Below are 15,901 nucleotides of genomic sequence, written 5' to 3'. Positions count from 1 at the left end.
TGCTACCGAGCAGCGGCGACCGGCCGGTGTGTTTCGTACATCCGGAGAGCGACGATCAGCGCGGAGGTTGCGCTGACGGCCGCAGCGACTCCGACGGCGGCGTGCAGACCCATCAGGTCGGCGACGATCCCGCCGAGGACTGCCCCGACCGCGTAGCCGAGATCGCGCCAGACGCGGTAGACGCCGACGGCCCTGCCTCGCCAGACCGGGTGGGCGACGTCGCCGATCACGGCCAGCAGGGTGGGATAGACCATGGCGGTGCCCGCGCCCAGCAGTACGGTGCCGGTCGCCCAGCCCGCGAATGCGTCGCTCAGCGCGATGACCGCCAGGGCGGCGGCCTGTGTGGCCATTCCCGCGGTGATCAGGTGCTTCCGGCCGATCCGGTCCGAAAGGGCTCCGGTGACCAATTGTCCCGCGCCCCACACTCCTGGATAAAGGGCGAACAGCAGGCCGATCTGTGCAACGGCGAGATCCGCGGTGGCGAACAACAGGGGAAACAATCCCCATGAGAGACCGAAATTGAGGTTGTTGACCAGTCCCGCCTGACTCGCCGAGGACAGAGCGGGTTCCCGAAGACTGGTCTGGGCCACGATCTCACGGTCGGCCAGGTCGGCGTGAAGGTGATCGTGGATCCCGTCGGCGCGGGCCACATGGTGCCCGGCGTCGAGCAGTGCGTGATCCCGAGTTTCCTTCACGAAGAAACCCGACAACACCAACGCCAGGGCTGTGTACGCGAGCCCCAACAGGAAGGGTGCCGGGCGCAGACCGAATTGCTCGGCCAGGTGACCGGCGAACAGTGATGTCACGGCGACAGCGCCGTAACCTGCAGCTTCGTTGAGTCCCATGGCCAGACCGCGCCGGGCCGGACCGACCAGATCGATCTTCATCACCACGGTCGTCGACCAGGTGAGCCCCTGGTTGATACCCAACAGTACGTTCGCGGCTACCACCCACCACCAGTCGGTGGCGAGAATCAGCATGAGAGGTACCGGCAGGGCGAACAACCATCCCACCAGCAGCACGGGTTTGCGTCCGTAGCGGTCGGAGAAGGTCCCGGCAAAGTAGTTCGCGGCGGCCTTGGTGATCCCGAAGGCGGTCACGTAGGTGAAAATGAATGTGTAACCGCTCAGCCCGAATTCGTTCTCGGCAAGCAGCGGCAGCACGGCCTGTTGCTGACCGACCATGCCTCCCACCAGGGCGTTGACAACCACCAACAGGGTGAACTGCGCGGCGTTGGCCCGCAGGCCCAGCACCGGAGGCCGGGGCGTGGCCCTGGGGCTCACGTCCCGGCCTCCGGGTCGGGGCCGACGGCTACGGCCGGTTCCGGTTCGGACACCGTCTCCATGGTTGTGACCAAGGTCAGCGACGGAAGAGCGAACGCACGCTTCGACGCTCGGCGCGGGCCGGGACGGTGTCCTGACCGCAGGTGCAGCGATCGGCGGCGGGCACGGAACGCAAGACGGCGTCGACATGCTGTCCGCATCCGCCCCATCCGGTCTTTCCGCAGTTCGGGCAGGCGACGGGGTAACACATGAGAGTCCTCCTCGATGAGAGTTCGCTACGGACCCGGCGAAGGGTCAGGAGCGGGAGGCTGCGCGTTGTTCGGCAACCTGGTCGTGGATCTCGGTCATATCGAGGGCCTCGATCCGGGTGATCAGGTCCTCGAGAGCCGGTGCCGGCAACGCGCCGGGCTGTGAGTAGACGAGCACACCTTCTCGGAATGCCATGATCGTCGGAATCGAGCGGATGTTCGCCATGGCGGCGAGCTGCTGCTCGGCCTCGGTGTCGACCTTGGCATGCACGATCTCGGGGTGTACCTGCGACGACTTGTCGAAGACCGGGGCGAAGGCACGGCACGGGCCGCACCACGACGCCCAGAAGTCGACGAGCACGATATCGTTGCCGACGATGGTGGATTCGAAGTCCGCCATCGTGAGGTTCTTCGTCGTCATCGTTTCCGTTCCTTTCTCCGGGCCGGAATGATCAGGCAGGGACGTGAGATTCGGCCCACGCGTTGTAGCCGCCGAGCAGGTCCGTGACGTTCTCGAAGCCCTGGGCCCGCAGCAGCGAAGCCGCCACGCTCGAACGCCATCCACCGGCACAGTGCACCACGATCGGCTTGCCGGCGGGAACCTGGTCCAGGCGGGCGCGCAACTGCGCCAACGGGATCGGCACCGCGCCCGGGATCGTCCCGAACTCGCGCTCACCGGGGTTGCGGATGTCGACGAGGGTGACCGCGTCGGCGGCGAGCAAGCAGTCGAGTTCCTCGACGGTCGTCCGGGGTGCGGCCTCGATCAGGCCGGCCAGCTCCGCGGGGAAGGCCCCGTCCCGATCGACGTTCAGATAGCCTGCGGCACCGTCGGATCCGATTCGCGCCAGGCGCACCGCGGCGTCCTGCTCCTCACCGGGATAGGTGATCAGCACGATCTTCTCGCCGACCTCGGCGACCATGCCGCCGGTCTCGGCGAAACGCCCGTCGAACCCGACGTTGACCGATCCGCGCAGATGCCCAGCGGCGAAATCGTCGACGCTTCTCGCATCGAGAACACGCGTGCCGGCGACGAGTTCGGCCTTCACCTGCTCGGGGTTCAGCTCGGGAATGGTGCGGTCCTGCAGCAGAAGCGGGTGCATCAGCTTGTTCATCGCGGCGTCGACCGAGAAGTACGACGGGGCGGCCGGCTGCCCTTCGGTGACCAGGGCGACGAAGTCGTCCTCGCTCATCGGTTGCACGGACGGATTCGTGGCGCGCTGCTCCCCGATGGTCGAGGTGAGTTCGGTCGACAGGTTCTTTCCGCACGACGAACCGGCGCCGTGAGCGGGCATGACGACGACCTCGTCGGGCAGCGTCAGCAACTTCTCGTGCACGGTGTGGTACATGGCCCGCGCCAGATCGCTGGTCGAGCCGTCTCCGAGGTTGACCAGGTCGGGACGGCCGACGTCGCCGATGAACAGGGAGTCGCCGGTGAGCACCGCGGTCGGGACGGCGTCGGGATGCTCGCGCACCAGCACCGAGATCGATTCCCAGGTGTGGCCCGGGGTGGACAGGATTTCGAGTTCGACCTCGCCGAGGGAGAGCTTCTCGCCGTCGCGCAACCGCCGGATCGGGTAGTCGGTCTCGGCGGCTTCACCGAATCCGATCCACGCACCTGTGGCGTCGACCAGTTCGAGGTGGCCGGAGACGAAGTCGGCGTGGAAGTGGGTGTTGATCACACCTTCGATGGTCAGCCCGTACTTCTTTGCGTCGGACAGGTATTCGGTGATGTCGCGGCGGGGGTCGACCACGACCGCCCTGCCGGCGCTCTCGTCGCCGATGAGGTAGGACGCGTGGGAGAGGCACTCGATGTAGTACTGCTCGAGAATCATGGATTCCTCCGTTGCTGGATCCGGGTGATGTTCCGGCGATGTAGACATCGTGGCATATACCCCCTAGGGTATGTCAAGTACCCCCTGGGGTATCCGGGTTCGATTTCCCGGCAGCGCAGGATCGAGCAGGGAGTTACCGATGGAGAATCCGGAAGCCGATACCGCCGCCCTGCGACGCCTGCGCCGAGCACAAGGCCAGCTCACCGCGGTTATCACGATGCTCGAAACCGACCGCGATCTGCGCGAGGTGGTCATCCAGCTCGCAGCGACATCCCACGCGCTGCATCGCGCCGGATTCAAGATCATCTCGGACCGGCTCCGCCGATGCATCCTCGACGAACAGGACGCCGCCTGCGACGACCGCATCACCGAGAAGGAACTCGAGGAGTTGTTCCTCGGCCTCGCCTGAGTTCACACGACAACACTCCTTGCATATACCCCTGGGGGTATGTGTACGATAGTCGAAGAATACCCCCTGGGGCACTTCTATCAGCCCCATCCGATTCCCCGATCGAAAGGCCATTCATGATCGAGTCTGCTGTCACCGTCGACCCGAACTCCTTGCACGCGTCGATCGACTCCGGCAAGAACGTGCGGATCATCGACGTCCGGACTCCGGGCGAGTTCGAATCCGTGCACATTCCCGGCGCCTACAACGTCCCCCTGGACCTGTTGCGCGAGCACCGCGACGAGTTCTGTGCCCATTTCGACGAGAACGTCGTGCTGGTATGCAGATCCGGACAGCGTGCCGGTCAAGCCGAAGAGACCCTGCGCGACGCAGGATTGTTCAACCTCCACATCCTCGCCGGCGGCATGCTCGGCTGGGAATCGGCCGGCCTGCCCGTCAACCGCGGCGCCGAACGCTGGGATCTCGAACGCCAGGTCCGGCTCGTCGCCGGTTCGCTCGTGCTGAGCTCGGTTCTCGGCAGCATCGCCGTGCCGAAGCTCAAGTGGCTCGCCGCCGGAATCGGCGGTGGGTTGACCTTCGCCGCACTGTCGAACACCTGCGCGATGGGCATGCTGCTGTCCAAGCTGCCCTACAACCGCGGCGCCTCGTGTGATGCCCAGAGCATCGTCGCGCAGCTGGTCCGGTCGAATACAGAACGCGCCGAGAGGAACTGATCATGATCGCGTTGACCGTAGCTCTGGCAGTGCTCGTCGGTGTCACCCTCGGACTGCTCGGTGGCGGGGGCTCGATTCTCACCGTCCCGCTACTCGCTTACGTCGCAGGTATGGACGCCAAGGAAGCGATTGCCACTTCGCTGCTGGTCGTGGGTGTCACCAGCGCGGTCGGCGCGATCTCCCACGCACGTGCCGGCCGCGTGCAGTGGCGCACCGGAATCCTGTTCGGCCTGGCAGGCATGGTCGGCGCCTACGGCGGTGGTCTGCTCTCACGCTTCATCCCGGGCACCGTCCTGCTGCTCGGCTTCGCCGTGATGATGATCGCCACGGCGATCGCGATGCTCCGCGGCCGCAAGAACAAAGCCGCGGCCGACGAGGGCGAGCGCGCGATGCCCGTCGGCAAGATCCTGCTCGACGGTGTGGTCGTCGGTCTGGTCACCGGCCTCGTCGGCGCCGGCGGCGGCTTCCTCGTCGTCCCGGCTCTGGCACTGCTCGGCGGCCTGCCGATGCCGGTCGCCGTCGGTACCTCGCTGATCGTGATCGCCATGAAGTCCTTCGCCGGACTCGGCGGCTACCTGTCCACAGTGCAGATCGACTGGCGTCTGGCGGCGATGGTCACCGGTGCCGCCGTCGTGGGCAGCCTCATCGGCGGCCGCCTGACCTCACTGGTCGATCCGGACACCCTGCGCAAGAGCTTCGGCTGGTTCGTCCTGATCATGTCCTCCGTCATCCTCGCCCAGGAGATCCACCCCGGCGTCGGCATCGCCGCGGCGGCACTCACCGTCGTTGCCGCCGGCGCTATCTATGCCTGCAACCGCAGGGAGCACTGCCCGCTGCAACGACTCGGAGGGCGCCCTCGCGCCGCCGTGGCGGCGGGCTGAGCGGAAGAGTCGGAAGTACTCACCCATTCTCGACAGACCCGAACCGAGGAGTTCACCATGCACGAAGTCGACACTGCCGCTCTGATCCAGGCGTGGGAGTCCGGAGCTCCGGTGCTCGATGTCCGCGAGGACTACGAGTACATCCAGGGCCACGTTCCCGGCGCCCAATTGATTCCCCTCCCCGAACTGTCCGCCCGTGTGGGCGAGGTATCTCCGGGAGAGACCGTCTACGTCATCTGTGCATCGGGAAACCGGAGCAAGCGCGGAGCCGAGATCCTCGAATCGGCCGGACGGCCCGCGGTATCCGTTGCCGGCGGAACGAGAGCGTGGGTGACTGCGGGCCGAGAGGTCCGGCGCGGCCCCACCGCCTGAGCATCGGTCGCACAACTCACACTCCGACCAGATACCCCCGGGGGTACACTGGTCTACAGAACTAGGAAAGGACGCCTCCATGGTCGGCGACGAAGACAGCATCGCACTGGTACTCAACCGGCTGCGCCGCGCGCAGGGTCAGCTCGGCGGAGTGATCGCGATGATCGAACAGGGTCGTGACTGCAAGGATGTCGTAACCCAGCTCGCCGCGGTCTCCCGCGCTCTGGACCGCGCCGGATTCAAGATTGTGGCGAGCGGTTTGCGGGAATGCCTCACCGAGACGGCCCAGGACGGCAAGGAGCCGATGTCCGAGGCCGAACTCGAGAAGCTCTTCCTCGCCCTGGCTTGACACCTCCCATCCGAGAGAAAGCAGGACACCCATGACACTCGCACTCTCGACCACCCTGCATACCTCGTTCGACGATGCGGTCGAACGCACCCGCAAGGCACTGGCCGGGCAGGGATTCGGCATTCTCACCGAGATCGACATGAAGGCCACCCTGAAGGCCAAGCTCGGTGAGGAGCTGGAGGATTACATGATCCTCGGTGCATGCAATCCGCCGCTCGCCCACCGGGCGGTGACGGTCGATCGGCAGATCGGGCTCTTGCTCCCCTGCAACGTCGTGGTCCGCACCGACCCCGAGGATCCCGACACCGTGGTGGTCGACGCGATGAACCCACAGATGATGGTGCAGGTCGCCGATCAGCCGGGACTCGCGGAGGTCGCCGACGACGCCACCACCGCTTTGCAGGCCGCCATCGATTCCTTGAAGGCGGATACGGCACAGAACTGAAGCGACACCACGAGGGCCGGCACGGCGACTGTGCCGGCCCTCGCCCCGAACGGGTCAGGGATAGTTGGGATTGTTGTATTCGGGGATCTCGATGCTGATCGGGCGCAGTTCCGACATGTACAGCAGGACGAACTGGCGCAGCAGTTCGTCGAACGTCCAGTAGGCATCCGGCGCCAGCGGAAGCGGCAGCAGGCCTTCGCGTACCGCGATGAACGGACCCCACGCGACGTCGAGCAGTGTGCCCCAGACGGGTTCGCGTGGAATGTTGAGCCAGTCGGCGATCTCGTCGCCGAGCGCGAACCGTGTCAGCGCCCCGAGGATGGGGCGGGTCAGGAGCGTGAAGTCGAGACCCTTACCGAGGTCGAGCAGCATATCGGCGAGCTTCACACCCTCGGGCGTGGGCGCGAGGATCGGATCGAGCGCTTCCTGCGCCTGGGATTCGGCGTCGTCCCAGGTGGCCGGGATGTACTGATCCTCGATACCGAGCATGTGCGCGCTGACCTGCCACGAGTGGAGAAATCCGTCGGCCTCCGCAGCCGGGATCGGAACCTTCCACTCCTTCAACGTGCGCATCACGCTGGTGGGCAGGCTGTGCCAGGTGACCATCATGTCGTGCTGGCTGATCGGCACATCCTCGGGCGCCATGTTGGACCAGTGCGACGATTGCGGGAGCAGATGGCGCACGGCGGCATGGACGAGCCTGGTCTTGACGGACGTGACGATCATTTCACCGTCGCCCAGATACGCGTTGCGAGAACCGATGTCGTACCCGAGTTTCGCCGTCTTCGAGATGCGGCCCTTCATGTTGGCGCCGCCCTTGGAATAGTAGACGGCCAGTGCTTCCTTCGGGATGACCGTGCTCATCATCCCGCTCACGAATCCGTACAGGACACCGAGATACAGCCCGCGCTTCTCGTTGAACCGGACGGCCGTCTCGAGTTTCGCCGGATCGGCCCAGGACGGAAGCTGCCGGGCGTGTTCCATGAAATCGCGCAGGTCGTTCGGAAGCCCTTCGGGCAACGGCTGGGAGTTCTTCTTCCAGGTGCGCAGCAGCTCGTTGACCCTCGGTACGTCGCCGCGCTCGAGCAACGAGGCGACGAGCGGGTCGGCCTCGGCGTCCCATACCTGTCGCGGATCGGCACCGCTCCCCGTACCCGGTATCGACCCTGCCGGCGACCACCTCCAGGGTCGGGCCTGGGCCGGTGTCGCCACCGCGAACGCCCCCAGCGCGCCAAGGAGGCCACCGGTTTTCAGAACGTCGCGCCTGCTCGGATTATCCATACTGTCGCTCCCCTACGACTCGTGGATGTAGCAATGAAACATCCGGAGTTTCTCTGTAACATGGAACCACACCGTGGCTCGGGTCACAATGAATCGTGAAATGTCACTGCTCGGGATGGTCGGCGACAGGACCGGAACGGTAAACTCTGCACTTCGAGGAGGACATGTGGATTCTGCGTCGCCGATTTTCCGAGCGGTCTCACCCGCCTCTCCACCGCCCCCTGCCGAATCGGCGTCGTTGCTGGAACGTGCTTTTCAGGACGCACTTCTCCTTCCGGACGAATCCGTCATGGGTACCGAGATCGACGAGACCCGCGTGCGCCTGCTCGATGCCGCCTACGAACAGTTCTGCCGCACCGGCATCCAACGCTCCTCGATGGAGGAGATCGCCCGCCGTGCGAAGCTGTCGCGAATCACCTTGTACCGCAAGTTCGAATCGAAGGACGCCCTCGTCGACGAGGTCATCCTTCGCGAGTTCCGCCGCTACTTCCTGCGTTTCCTCGAGGACATCGCCCAGGCCGACACCGTGGCGGACCGGGTGGTCCTCGGATTCGTCAGCGCGCTGCGTGTCATCCGCACCAACAGGCTGATCGGCAATCTGCTCGAGACCGAACCGGTGCTGTTCGCAGGTGCGATCGGGGGCGACGACGGAACGATGCTCGCCGCCGTCCGCCGGTTCGTCGCGGGGCAGTTGCAGCGTGAACAACGCGCCGGAACGGTCGCCGCCGATCTGAACACCGACCTCGTGGCCGAGATGCTCGTCCGCATCTCGGCGTCGTTCCTCACCACACCGAGCCAGGTCGTCGACATCGACGACGACGAGGCTCTCGCCTCGATCGCCCGGCAGTTCCTCGTTCCGATGGTGCTGCCGGACTACGGTTCGACGCGATAGTACCGGCCTTCTTCGTCCAATCGCGTACGCAGTGCTTCCAGCACCGGCCGCTGCCCCTTGTGCAGTTTCGTCTCGGCGTCCGCCGCGACGATCCAGCGCGCATCGTCGACCTCCGGGATCGTGATCCGCTTACCGGACTTCGGCGGCCATTCGACCTCGCACGTGTTGCTTTCGGCGAATTCCAACTCGTCCGTCGTCTCCCCCGCGTAGATGCTGACGATCTTGCCGGACGACTGCCGGTAGCGACCGAGCAACGACAGCGGCACGTCCGGCGGTTCGATCCCGCACTCCTCGGTGAACTCGCGCAGGGCGACCTCCCTGGGGTCCTCCTCCGGGCCGTACTCCCCCTTCGGCACCGACCAGGCCGCTTCGTCCTTCCCCTTCCAGAACGGGCCGCCGGGGTGGACGAGCCACACGCTGAGCAGACCTGTGTCGTCGACGCGGTAGAACATCAGACCTGCGCTGGTGACGGCCATCATCGCTCCTGTATTCCTGCGACAGGCTGACGCAGAATGGCTTTCAGCTTCTCCGGGGCCGCGCGACGAGGGTCGGACAGGTAGATCTCGTGGTGGTCGCCGGCGAACGTCACCCCTCGTTCGGGCATCACCTGCGTGTGCAGGTGATGCAGGACGGGGCCTTCGTCGTCGTACGGTCCGATGTGCAGGATCTGCAGTGCCCTGCCCTCCGTCATCCGGAACGGCTGCACACGCGACAGGGACGGGAGCGGCTTCTTCTTCGCCCCGGCCTTGTCGCCCGCAGCCTCGATCGCGTCGTCCACCATGTCGTCGGTGATCCAGGGAGGCTGCGCGATGAGCATGCGCCACGACCAGGAGTTCTTGTCCCGCGTGAGGAAGGTGGTCATGTCCTCGCTCCACCACAGACCTTCGAGAGGTCCGACGACGAAATCCCGGCCGAGTTCCTTCTTGGAGGTGAATTTCAGGGTGTACGCCACCGCGTAGAGGGCCTCGACGGCATCGGCGTACTCCTCGGAACCGTTCGGATCACCCTTGCCGTCCACGGCGAGGTAACCGAACTCGGGGACGTGCACCTCGACGAAATCCTCGGTCGAGCACGAGTACAGCTCGCGGTACTCACGCTTGATGTCGTATTTGTCCACGGCGCCCCTTCCGTTCGAGGACGAGAATAAGCGTCCGATGGCATCCGTACGGGCGATCGACACCCCTTCGCCCCGGGGCCGATCGCGTCTAGCATCGTCCCCATGCTCGACGAGAGCACCCAGAAGACATTCGAGGAGAACCGCACCCACCTGCTGTCGGTGGCGTACCGACTCACCGGCAGCATCGCCGACGCCGAGGACGCCGTGCAGGACGCATGGCTGCGACTCGCGGGCGCGGACGTCTCCGAGGTGCGCGACCTGCGTGCCTGGCTGACGACCGTCGTGGGACGGTTGTGCCTCGACAGACTGCGCTCGGCCGCGGTGCGCCGCGAGACCTACGTGGGCCAGTGGCTACCCGAACCCGTCGTGGCGCCCCTCGGCTCCCCCGCTCCCCCGGACCCGCTCGACGAGATCGTGCGCGACGAGGACAACCGGCTGGCCGCGCTCGTCGTCCTCGACAACCTGACACCGGCCCAGCGCGTCGCGTTCGTGCTCCACGACGCGTTCGACATCCCGTTCGACGACATCGCCCGCATCCTCGGCGTCGCCACCTCGACCGCGCGCCAGCTGGCCTCCCGCGCTCGCCGCACGGTCTCGGCCGTTCCACCGCCGAGTTCACCGGCCGAACACGAGGAGGCCGTCGCGCGGCTCGTCGCGGCCTTCGCGGGCGCCGACCTCGACGCCGTCGTCGCCGCGCTCCATCCCGACGCCCGCATGATCGGCGACGCCGGCGGCACGACGCGCACGGCACTGAACATCGTGGTCGGCGCCGAGAAGGTCGCGCGCTTCATCCTCGGACTGTTGCGGCTCTACGGCGCCGAGGCGTTGACGGCCTTCGAACCGGTCCTCGTCAACGGCGAGCTGGGTCTGTTGAACCGCGGTCGTCCGGCCGAGAACGGTCGCCCGGGTTTTCCTCCGCGCGTGACAGCGTGGACCGTGCGGGACGGACGAATCTGGGCGGCCTACGACATCGCGAACCCCGAGAAGCTCGGACGCGGAGTGCTCCTGCCCGACAGCATCTTCGACTAGGTGTCATGCGTTCCCGGCTTCGTCGGCCCACGGCACCCGGCAGGCGTCCGTGCTGAATCCCTGATCGTGGATGCCCAGCGCCGAGTTCATGCGCGCACGCATGTTCTCGAGCGCGATCTGATAGGTGAGTTCGACGACGCCCGCCGGCCCGAAACGACGCTCGAGGTCGGCGACCTGTTCATCGGTGACCTCCCTCGCCACGTCGCCGGTCATCGCATCGGCGTAGGCGATCGCCGCTTTCTCGTCGTCGCTGTAGAGATCGGAGGTCTCGTATTCGGCGATGTGGGCGAGTCGTTCGGTGTCGAGTCCGTCCAGTCGCTGCAGCATCGTCCCGAAGTCGATGCACCACGAGCATCCGACGGTCCACGCCACGCGGTAGACGGCGATCTCCCGGACCGCGGCGGGCAGGACGGTGGAGGCGCGTTGGGCGAGCATCTCGTGGACTCCGCTCGTACGCATCAACCGCGGATGGTGCGCGGCCACCGCGAAGGGTTCGGGGACCGAACCGAACCTGCGGCGGGCGAGCGCATACATCGCACGGGTCATCGGACCGGTGCGGTCGGGAGCGACGGCTTCGAGTCGTGCCATGACGGTGTCCTTCCGGTGCGACCGACGGATACTCCGCCGGTTCGAGGTGGCCTACATCATGGAGACGAGGCAGGCCGCACGGATGTGACACCGCGGGCGCTACGCTGCAGGAATGGCTGATTCGACGACTTCGGGACGAGTTCGTACGGTCGCCCGGTTACGACCGTTCGCCTCGACGATCTTCGCCGAGATGACCGAACTCGCCGTCCGGCACGGTGCGATCAACCTCGGGCAGGGCTTTCCCGACGTCGACGGCCCGCCCGCCATGCTCGAGATCGCCCGCCGCGCCATCGCCGAGGGGGTCAACCAGTACCCGCCCGGGTCCGGCATGCCGGTCCTGCGCGAGGCCGTCGCCGCCGACCGCGCCGCGCGGTACGGCCTGCACCACGACCCCGAATCCGAGGTACTCGTCACCGTCGGCGCCACCGAGGCAATCAGCGCCGCCATCCTCGGGCTCGTCGAACCCGGCGAGGAGGTGCTCCTCACGGAGCCGTACTACGACTCGTACGCGGCCTCGGTGGCGCTCGCCGGCGCAACGCGACGGACCGTGCCGCTGACCCGTTCCGGGAACGGTTTCGTGCTCGACGTCGACGCCCTGCGCGCCGCCGTCACCGACCGGACACGGATGCTGGTCGTCAACAGCCCGCACAATCCCACCGGCACCGTCTACGACCGTGAAGCGTTGACCGCCCTGGCCGAGCTCGCCTGCGAACGCGACCTGCTGGTGCTGTCCGATGAGGTGTACGAACATCTGGTCTTCGACGGCCGTACGCACATCCCGCTCGCATCGTTGCCCGGCATGGCCGAACGGACGATCACGGTCTCGAGCGCCGCCAAGACCTTCAACGTCACCGGATGGAAGATCGGGTGGGCGATGGGCCCGCGCGAGTTGATCGACGGGGTGCGCGCCGCGAAACAGTTCATGACGTTCGTCGGTGGGGCGCCCTTCCAACCGGCGGTCGCACATGCGTTGACGCACGAACAGGAGTGGATCGCGTCGATGCGCGCCGATCTCGAACGCAAGCGAACGTTCCTGTCCCACGCACTCTCCGAGGCCGGTCTGAAGGTGTTCGACTCCGCCGGAACCTATTTCGTGTGTGCCGATCTGACACCCCTCGGCCGGACCGACGCGGTGGCCTTCTGCCGGGAACTTCCGGGCCGTATCGGGGTGGCCGCGGTACCGGTGAGCGTCTTCGTGGACGACACTGCGTCGTGGAACCATCTGGTGCGCTTCGCGTTCTGCAAACGGGACGAGGTGCTCACCGAAGCGGTGGCACGTCTGAACGGATTGCAGGAGGCGCGCTAGATGTTGCGACCGACCATCCCGTCGGACTTCGTGTCGCGAGCGGTACGGGTGGGAGCCGAGGAGGGTATCGATCTGCATCCGGCACTCGAGGCAGCACGTATCAGCCGCGCGGTGCTCACCCATCCCCATGCCCGGCTCACTCCCGCCCAGGTCAGTCGTTTCACGCAGGTGGTCTGGCAGATCACCGACGACGAACTCTTCGGCATCGCAGCGGCTCCCGTGCCCCGCGGCACCTTCCGCGTGATGTGCCTGACCCTCATCCACCGACCCGATCTCGACCACGCTCTGCAACGGATGATCGAGGTGAACCATGTCATCCGGTCCCTGCCGCAGTTGAGCCTGACCCCGGGGGCGTCCACCACCTTCCTGGACGTGGAACTGCCGGAGGTCGTGGACGACAAGACCCGTGTGGTGGTGGATTTTCTTCTCATGCTGCTGCACCGCTTCGCCGCGTGGCTGGTGGGCGGGCGTGTCCCCCTCGAATCGGTGTTCCTGCCGTACACCGAACCCGATCCCGTCCTGGCGCGCAGTTACGACGCGATCTTCGGCGTGCCGGTGACCTTCGGCGCGGGACGGGCCGCGCTCGAGATCGACAATGCTGCACTGAAGTCGCCACTCGTTCAGACCGAGGAATCACTCGAGGAGTACCTGCGGGATTCTCCGAATCTCATTCTCTCCGAACGTGAGTACGAGTCGACGGTGGCGTCCCAGGTTCGGCGGATCTTCGAGTCGGGCATCGAAGGCCGGACGGCGACCGCCGAGGACATCGCCGGCAGGCTCGCGGTGAGCCCTCCCCATCTGCGACGCCTGCTCCGCCAGGAGGGCACGTCGCTGGGGCAGTTGCGCGAGGAGGTCCTCCGCGACCTCGCGATCGCGGGTCTGAGACGCGGTGAAGCGGTCGACGATCTGTCGTCCCGGCTCGGCTTCTCCGAGCCGAGCGCCTTCCGCCGGGCGTTCAAGAGGTGGACCGGAAACACCCCTCGCGCATACCGAGAACACCGCTGACGCTCGCGGCTGCCGACCGTCGCGACGCCGACGCATACCCGGCCGGTTCCGGAACGAAACTCGATTCGACCAGGAGCTATGGGCGAGGAGCCGGCACGCGGACATGCCGGAGCCCGGCTTGCATTCCTGCATTTTCAGTGGGAACGTCGGAAGCGAACCGTCATCGACTTTCGAGAGGGTGATTTACGAGCTATGCGCACGATCGTTCGCGACGACTATCCGACCCGCGGTCGCACCGCCTGCGAGTCCGTCGAGAGGAAGGATCCCGTCGTCTGGGGTTCGGCTACCGGCGGGCCGCTCGACGCCGAGGCCGTGGTCGAATACGACCGCCGCGGGTTCCACACCGCCGAAGGGCTTCTCGCCGCACACGATGTGGGAAACCTTCTGGAGGAGACCGCACGACTCGGCCGGGAGCTCGGTGACGACGACCGTGTGGTCCGCGAACAGGGCAGCGGCGATGTCCGCTCGGTCTTCGACGTGCACCGGCTCAGCGATCTCGTGGACTCCATCATCCGCAGGCCCGAGATCGTCGGTATCGCACGGCAACTGCTGGGATCCGATGTGTACGTCCACCAGTCGCGGCTCAACGTCAAGCCCGGCTTCCGCGGGGGCCCGTTCTACTGGCATTCGGACTTCGAGACGTGGCACGCCGAGGACGGCATGCCCAAGCCGCGTGCCCTGAGCATCTCGATCGCTCTGACCGAGAACTACGGCTACAACGGCGGTTTGATGATCATGCCGGGTTCGCACAGGACGTACGTCTCGTGCGCGGGTGAGACGCCCGAGGACTACTACCGCGAGTCCCTGGTCACCCATGTTCCGCCGACGGGTTCGCCCGACGAGGACACCCTCACCCGGCTGGCGGCCGAGCACGGCATCGCGACATTCACCGGCCCGGCAGGTTCGGCGACGGTCTTCGATTCGAACTGCATGCACGGTTCGAACGGGAACATCACGCCGTTCCCGCGTTCGAACCTGTTCGTGGTGTTCAACAGCGTCGAGAACACGCTCGTCGAACCCTTCGCCGCGTCGAAGCCGCGTCCGCCCTATCTGGGCAGCCGCGACTTCACGCCCCTGAAGTGACAGACATGAGGTGAGCACCTCCCACGGCTGTGGCCGGGATGCCCTGCGGCGTCCCGGCCGCCGTCGTCGGCAGCGCCGCCGATAAGGCGCCGTTGTCGCAGCGACGCGGACAGGGCGCGGTTCTCACGGAGATGTCGTGCGCTCCTGCATGTCGATGGGCATGGCGCGTCCGCGCGAGCCGAAGATCGCTCGCCGGAGGGTGAACCTGCCCAGCTCGCGATCGTAGGGCCGGTATGCCGCATACGCGATCACGTGGAGACGCGACTGCAGGCGAACGAGTTTGCGGATCTGCGGCGTGAGTCTGCCGTGCAGTTCGAAAGTGTCGATGCCCGATTGGATGTAGGCCGCGTACTCGCTCGGCGGTGTGTAGGCGCGGCGCGGTGACACGTCGACGAACAGTTCGGTGAGCTGGGCGATCTCGATGTCCGCTTCGCGGAGACACAGTGCGAGGTCGATGTCCTCGTGGATCTTCGGGTCGGTACTGACGGCGTCGCGGACCCGTTCCCACGCGGACCGTCGCAGTGCCATGTTCGCGCCGTGCAGATTGTCGATCCGCCGTTCCCCGCCAAATGCTCCTTGCGCGACCCGTTTGTCGATGTGATGTACCACTGTTTGAGCCTGCGGTAGGGGGAATCGTAGGAGTTGCTGAGTCCGCTGATCGCTCCCACCTCGGCGGTGTCGTCGCGGGCGAAGAAGCTGCGGACGGTGTGCGCCCAGCCGGGACGAACCCGCGTGTCCGCATCGATCCGTCCGATGAGATCTCCCGTGGCCGCATCGAATCCGGCATTACGCGCGAATGCGACACCCGGTCGTGACTCGACGATCCGTCGCACGAGGGGCTCGCCGGCGGCGATGGCTTCGACGATCTGCGCCGTGCGATCGGTCGAATTGTTGTCCACGACCAGGATTTCGTGGATCTCCGACTTCTGGGCGAGCAGCGCCGCGAGGCATTGCGCGATGTAACGCTCCTCGTTGTGGGCCGGCACGACGATCGACAACCTGTTCGTAGCCATGGAAACGACGCTACCGGACCGACGAGGGCCGGCGGTTCGCCATCGCTGACGACTC

General features: G+C 66.2%; 18 protein-coding genes and 1 pseudogene. 11 read left to right on the top strand and 8 right to left on the bottom strand.

Annotated elements, in window-relative coordinates:
* Positions 1 to 2: 2 nt before the first annotated feature.
* From C6Y44_RS04790 to C6Y44_RS04780, 3 genes are all read right to left on the bottom strand, one after another.
* Positions 3 to 1,283 (bottom strand): MFS transporter, encoded by a 1,281-nt coding sequence (locus tag C6Y44_RS04790; RefSeq protein WP_159416613.1) that lies wholly within the window; start codon positions 1,281 to 1,283, stop codon positions 3 to 5.
* Positions 1,284 to 1,577: 294 nt separating this feature from the next.
* Positions 1,578 to 1,952 carry a thioredoxin gene (gene trxA, locus C6Y44_RS04785; RefSeq protein WP_016691289.1) on the bottom strand — a complete coding sequence of 125 codons (375 nt, stop codon included), beginning with the start codon at positions 1,950 to 1,952 and terminating at the stop codon, positions 1,578 to 1,580.
* A gap of 31 nt (positions 1,953 to 1,983) precedes the next feature.
* Positions 1,984 to 3,363, bottom strand: a complete 1,380-nt coding sequence (locus C6Y44_RS04780; RefSeq protein WP_159416614.1) for an MBL fold metallo-hydrolase — start codon at positions 3,361 to 3,363, stop codon at positions 1,984 to 1,986.
* A 139-nt stretch (positions 3,364 to 3,502) separates the two neighbouring features.
* Between C6Y44_RS04780 and C6Y44_RS04775 the strand changes: the two genes are divergently transcribed.
* The 6 genes from C6Y44_RS04775 to C6Y44_RS04750 all read left to right on the top strand — a co-directional run bounded on the left by C6Y44_RS04775 (position 3,503) and on the right by C6Y44_RS04750 (position 6,532).
* Entirely contained in the window at positions 3,503 to 3,772 is a 270-nt protein-coding gene (locus C6Y44_RS04775; protein WP_159416615.1) for a metal-sensitive transcriptional regulator, read from the top strand.
* 116 nt (positions 3,773 to 3,888) lie between these two features.
* The gene (locus C6Y44_RS04770) at positions 3,889 to 4,485 is read left to right on the top strand and encodes a rhodanese-like domain-containing protein (RefSeq protein ID WP_120282724.1); all 597 of its coding nucleotides are present in this window, start codon (positions 3,889 to 3,891) and stop codon (positions 4,483 to 4,485) included.
* A 2-nt stretch (positions 4,486 to 4,487) separates the two neighbouring features.
* A complete protein-coding gene (locus C6Y44_RS04765; RefSeq protein WP_159416616.1) occupies positions 4,488 to 5,366 on the top strand; it encodes a sulfite exporter TauE/SafE family protein in 879 nt (292 codons plus the stop codon).
* Positions 5,367 to 5,423: 57 nt separating this feature from the next.
* Positions 5,424 to 5,738 carry a rhodanese-like domain-containing protein gene (locus C6Y44_RS04760; protein ID WP_159416617.1) on the top strand — a complete coding sequence of 105 codons (315 nt, stop codon included), beginning with the start codon at positions 5,424 to 5,426 and terminating at the stop codon, positions 5,736 to 5,738.
* A 79-nt stretch (positions 5,739 to 5,817) separates the two neighbouring features.
* Positions 5,818 to 6,087, top strand: coding sequence for a metal-sensitive transcriptional regulator (locus C6Y44_RS04755; RefSeq protein ID WP_145691313.1), 270 nt, complete (start codon positions 5,818 to 5,820; stop codon positions 6,085 to 6,087).
* Between the two features lie 31 nt (positions 6,088 to 6,118).
* Positions 6,119 to 6,532 (top strand): DUF302 domain-containing protein, encoded by a 414-nt coding sequence (locus C6Y44_RS04750; RefSeq protein WP_016695660.1) that lies wholly within the window; start codon positions 6,119 to 6,121, stop codon positions 6,530 to 6,532.
* Positions 6,533 to 6,586: 54 nt separating this feature from the next.
* On the opposite strand, the gene C6Y44_RS04745 is transcribed toward C6Y44_RS04750, so the two are convergent.
* Positions 6,587 to 7,813, bottom strand: a complete 1,227-nt coding sequence (locus C6Y44_RS04745; RefSeq protein WP_159416618.1) for an oxygenase MpaB family protein — start codon at positions 7,811 to 7,813, stop codon at positions 6,587 to 6,589.
* Between the two features lie 289 nt (positions 7,814 to 8,102).
* Between C6Y44_RS04745 and C6Y44_RS04740 the strand changes: the two genes are divergently transcribed.
* Entirely contained in the window at positions 8,103 to 8,705 is a 603-nt protein-coding gene (locus tag C6Y44_RS04740; protein WP_081314495.1) for a TetR/AcrR family transcriptional regulator, read from the top strand.
* Here C6Y44_RS04740 and C6Y44_RS04735 read toward each other — a convergent pair.
* Positions 8,687 to 9,181 (bottom strand): NUDIX hydrolase, encoded by a 495-nt coding sequence (locus tag C6Y44_RS04735; RefSeq protein WP_159416619.1) that lies wholly within the window; start codon positions 9,179 to 9,181, stop codon positions 8,687 to 8,689. The genes C6Y44_RS04740 and C6Y44_RS04735 overlap by 19 nt on opposite strands.
* A complete protein-coding gene (locus C6Y44_RS04730; protein WP_159416620.1) occupies positions 9,181 to 9,822 on the bottom strand; it encodes a GyrI-like domain-containing protein in 642 nt (213 codons plus the stop codon). Before C6Y44_RS04730 ends, C6Y44_RS04735 begins: the two co-directional genes overlap by 1 nt.
* A gap of 102 nt (positions 9,823 to 9,924) precedes the next feature.
* Between C6Y44_RS04730 and C6Y44_RS04725 the strand changes: the two genes are divergently transcribed.
* Complete coding sequence (locus C6Y44_RS04725; protein WP_120281523.1) at positions 9,925 to 10,851, top strand: sigma-70 family RNA polymerase sigma factor; 927 nt, start codon at positions 9,925 to 9,927, stop codon at positions 10,849 to 10,851.
* Between the two features lie 3 nt (positions 10,852 to 10,854).
* On the opposite strand, the gene C6Y44_RS04720 is transcribed toward C6Y44_RS04725, so the two are convergent.
* Positions 10,855 to 11,439, bottom strand: a complete 585-nt coding sequence (locus C6Y44_RS04720; protein ID WP_120281522.1) for a carboxymuconolactone decarboxylase family protein — start codon at positions 11,437 to 11,439, stop codon at positions 10,855 to 10,857.
* Positions 11,440 to 11,551: 112 nt separating this feature from the next.
* Here C6Y44_RS04720 and C6Y44_RS04715 point away from each other — a divergent pair, with 112 nt between their 5' ends.
* The 3 genes from C6Y44_RS04715 to thpD all read left to right on the top strand — a co-directional run bounded on the left by C6Y44_RS04715 (position 11,552) and on the right by thpD (position 14,833).
* Positions 11,552 to 12,745, top strand: a complete 1,194-nt coding sequence (locus tag C6Y44_RS04715; RefSeq protein ID WP_159416621.1) for a pyridoxal phosphate-dependent aminotransferase — start codon at positions 11,552 to 11,554, stop codon at positions 12,743 to 12,745.
* Positions 12,746 to 13,750, top strand: a complete 1,005-nt coding sequence (locus tag C6Y44_RS04710; protein ID WP_159416622.1) for an AraC family transcriptional regulator — start codon at positions 12,746 to 12,748, stop codon at positions 13,748 to 13,750.
* A gap of 192 nt (positions 13,751 to 13,942) precedes the next feature.
* Positions 13,943 to 14,833, top strand: coding sequence for an ectoine hydroxylase (thpD, locus tag C6Y44_RS04705; RefSeq protein ID WP_159416623.1), 891 nt, complete (start codon positions 13,943 to 13,945; stop codon positions 14,831 to 14,833).
* Between the two features lie 123 nt (positions 14,834 to 14,956).
* On the opposite strand, the pseudogene C6Y44_RS04700 reads toward thpD, so the two are convergent.
* Positions 14,957 to 15,846: pseudogene (locus C6Y44_RS04700) on the bottom strand (glycosyltransferase family 2 protein).
* Between the last annotated feature and the right edge of the window lie 55 nt (positions 15,847 to 15,901).

It is taken from the genome of Rhodococcus rhodochrous (assembly GCF_014854695.1).
Classification (GTDB): domain Bacteria; phylum Actinomycetota; class Actinomycetes; order Mycobacteriales; family Mycobacteriaceae; genus Rhodococcus.
The sequence above is the reverse complement of the archived record's forward strand: the minus strand, read 5'-3'. Positions and strand labels throughout refer to the sequence as shown.

Excerpts from the sequence above, each read along its gene's own strand:
- C6Y44_RS04745 (WP_159416618.1), bottom strand. The coding sequence starts at position 7,813 with ATGGATAATCCGAGCAGGCGCGACGTTCTGAAAACCGGTGGCCTCCTT.
- C6Y44_RS04760 (WP_159416617.1), top strand. The coding sequence starts at position 5,424 with ATGCACGAAGTCGACACTGCCGCTCTGATCCAGGCGTGGGAGTCCGGA.
- C6Y44_RS04735 (WP_159416619.1), bottom strand. The coding sequence starts at position 9,181 with ATGGCCGTCACCAGCGCAGGTCTGATGTTCTACCGCGTCGACGACACA.
- C6Y44_RS04775 (WP_159416615.1), top strand. The coding sequence starts at position 3,503 with ATGGAGAATCCGGAAGCCGATACCGCCGCCCTGCGACGCCTGCGCCGA.
- C6Y44_RS04765 (WP_159416616.1), top strand. The coding sequence starts at position 4,488 with ATGATCGCGTTGACCGTAGCTCTGGCAGTGCTCGTCGGTGTCACCCTC.
- C6Y44_RS04725 (WP_120281523.1), top strand. The coding sequence starts at position 9,925 with ATGCTCGACGAGAGCACCCAGAAGACATTCGAGGAGAACCGCACCCAC.
- C6Y44_RS04780 (WP_159416614.1), bottom strand. The coding sequence starts at position 3,363 with ATGATTCTCGAGCAGTACTACATCGAGTGCCTCTCCCACGCGTCCTAC.
- thpD (WP_159416623.1), top strand. The coding sequence starts at position 13,943 with ATGCGCACGATCGTTCGCGACGACTATCCGACCCGCGGTCGCACCGCC.
- C6Y44_RS04715 (WP_159416621.1), top strand. The coding sequence starts at position 11,552 with ATGGCTGATTCGACGACTTCGGGACGAGTTCGTACGGTCGCCCGGTTA.
- C6Y44_RS04770 (WP_120282724.1), top strand. The coding sequence starts at position 3,889 with ATGATCGAGTCTGCTGTCACCGTCGACCCGAACTCCTTGCACGCGTCG.
- C6Y44_RS04740 (WP_081314495.1), top strand. The coding sequence starts at position 8,103 with ATGGGTACCGAGATCGACGAGACCCGCGTGCGCCTGCTCGATGCCGCC.
- C6Y44_RS04755 (WP_145691313.1), top strand. The coding sequence starts at position 5,818 with ATGGTCGGCGACGAAGACAGCATCGCACTGGTACTCAACCGGCTGCGC.
- C6Y44_RS04710 (WP_159416622.1), top strand. The coding sequence starts at position 12,746 with ATGTTGCGACCGACCATCCCGTCGGACTTCGTGTCGCGAGCGGTACGG.
- C6Y44_RS04750 (WP_016695660.1), top strand. The coding sequence starts at position 6,119 with ATGACACTCGCACTCTCGACCACCCTGCATACCTCGTTCGACGATGCG.
- C6Y44_RS04720 (WP_120281522.1), bottom strand. The coding sequence starts at position 11,439 with ATGGCACGACTCGAAGCCGTCGCTCCCGACCGCACCGGTCCGATGACC.
- trxA (WP_016691289.1), bottom strand. The coding sequence starts at position 1,952 with ATGACGACGAAGAACCTCACGATGGCGGACTTCGAATCCACCATCGTC.